This is a genomic window from Rhizobium sophorae (assembly GCF_013087515.1).
GTDB classification, from domain to species: domain Bacteria; phylum Pseudomonadota; class Alphaproteobacteria; order Rhizobiales; family Rhizobiaceae; genus Rhizobium; species Rhizobium sophorae.
In genome coordinates this window covers 1-1,672 of record NZ_JABFCN010000044.1, presented here as the reverse complement: position 1 = coordinate 1,672, position 1,672 = coordinate 1, and the positions used below count along the sequence as shown (strand labels likewise).

The following is a 1,672-nucleotide window of genomic DNA, read 5'->3' as shown; positions in this document are numbered from 1 at the left end:
TGGAAACGTTGGCAAAAAGTTGATTAATCGGCATAGTTCGCCGGTCGGCATAAACCGCCAAGCTCAATGACATCGACCCACAGGCTTGGCTCGCCGACGTTCTCGCCAACATTGCCGACACGCCGATCAGCAGGCTGGAGCAATTGCTGCCGTGGAACTGGAAACCGACGCAAACAGCAGCCGTTGCGGCATAGGATCAACGATGGATCGCAAAGCCAACCGAGCTATCATTCGGAAAATATTGCTCACCGAGTGGGACCCCATCGGGGTGTCGGACATTCCTGAAGCGCAAGACGAATATGATGCCTATGCCGATACCGTCTATGGCATGCTGGCCAATCAAACCGCCTCAGTTGATGCCATCGCGCAGTATCTCTTCAAGATCGCGACCGAGCACATGGGGCTCTCATACCCAGAACTTTCAGAGCGCTGCGACAAGGCGGCAAGAGCCGTCGGGGCACTTCAGTCAGACCGCTGAACCTACACACCATCAGCGCCAGGTGCGGCAATCACCGGATGCTTACGAAAGCAGATCCGGCCCAACGACTTCTCCGTGTTGGGGTCCAGTATCGCGATTTCTTGAAAGCTAAGCGAACGAGCGAGACAACAAAGAGCCGTAGCCTGCAGATCAGTCCGAAGTACACGGTCGCGTTCTGGCGCGGCCTCGAACTGGATCCCGACAATCCGAAACAGGAGGAGTGGCTGAAAGCAGTCGATGTCCTAAGGGATCGCATACAGGGCCGATTTATCAAGCCAGCGCAGACCCTGATCGATGTCGATAAATCTAACCACCAGCAAACATATGGCTTTGCGATCCTCGCCCTGGATTGCCTCGTTCTCGAAACAATTCAAGGTTTCCGTGAGGGCATGACCAACCATACACGTCAAAGCGGTCGGCTGTTTAGAGAGTTCCTGAGCAACTGGCAGCCATTTATCAATTGTCTCGGCGCTGGCATGGTGGCGACGAAGAAGGCTGACGAGTTCTATAGCCAAGGGCGATGCGCACTCCATCACAGCGGGCGACCGAAAAGATGACGGTCGGGGTCAGCGGCCCAATAATGCGCTTCGATAATGGTCAAATCACTGTGAACCGCACACTATTCCACACAGAATTGGAAGCGGAGTTTGATCGATATCTGGCAACCTTGGCCGGCCCGCACTCTGTAGATCTTCGAAAGAAGTTTCTCCTAAAAATGAACACCATATGTGGACTATAATAGCTGCGACGGCATCCGGTCCGTCGCACCTGCCAACTTTGGAACCCAAGCCGTTGCCGTCGTAGCATTCTCATAGACCAATATATCACCGGACGGCCTTTGCCGAAGCCCCAAACGAGAGTAAGGATAAGGTGCCGGAACACCTGACCTGACGTCCGAGCAGGGCTCTAGTAGCCGTTCGCAACGAGGCTCTCATACTCCGAGACAAAGTCCTTTCTCAGATAAAAGCTGAGATATGCGTTCTTTAAGGTGTCGAAATACGCCTCCTTGTCCTGAAAAGCATTCCGCACCATCAAAGGCGCGGCCGGCCCTTCGTCACTATGATAGTCGTTGTACTTTACAATATCAGCAAAGCTGAAGCCAAGCTTCTGCAGATCGCGATAAATCGCAGACCTGCTGACCTTGCCCCCAAGTTTTATCCAGTTTTGCGTTCGCTCCAGCGGTTTTTGGTTGCT

At 53.5% G+C, this 1,672-nt stretch carries 2 protein-coding genes and 2 pseudogenes; 3 read left to right on the top strand and 1 reads right to left on the bottom strand.

Annotated elements, in window-relative coordinates; translation table 11 throughout:
- Positions 1–53: 53 nt before the first annotated feature.
- The 3 genes and pseudogenes from G9X64_RS22765 to G9X64_RS22755 form a co-directional block, all read left to right on the top strand.
- Positions 54–194: pseudogene (locus G9X64_RS22765) on the top strand (transposase domain-containing protein); the annotation flags it as partial.
- Positions 152–478: a hypothetical protein gene (locus G9X64_RS22760; protein ID WP_239619762.1), complete on the top strand. Its 327-nt coding sequence runs from the start codon at positions 152–154 to the stop codon at positions 476–478. The pseudogene G9X64_RS22765 and the gene G9X64_RS22760, both read left to right, overlap by 43 nt.
- Positions 479–516: 38 nt before the next feature.
- On the top strand, positions 517–1,035 hold the full coding sequence (locus G9X64_RS22755; RefSeq protein WP_096772377.1) for a hypothetical protein: 519 nt from the start codon (positions 517–519) through the stop codon (positions 1,033–1,035).
- 349 nt (positions 1,036–1,384) lie between these two features.
- Here G9X64_RS22755 and G9X64_RS22750 read toward each other — a convergent pair.
- Positions 1,385–1,672: pseudogene (locus G9X64_RS22750) on the bottom strand (hypothetical protein); the annotation flags it as partial.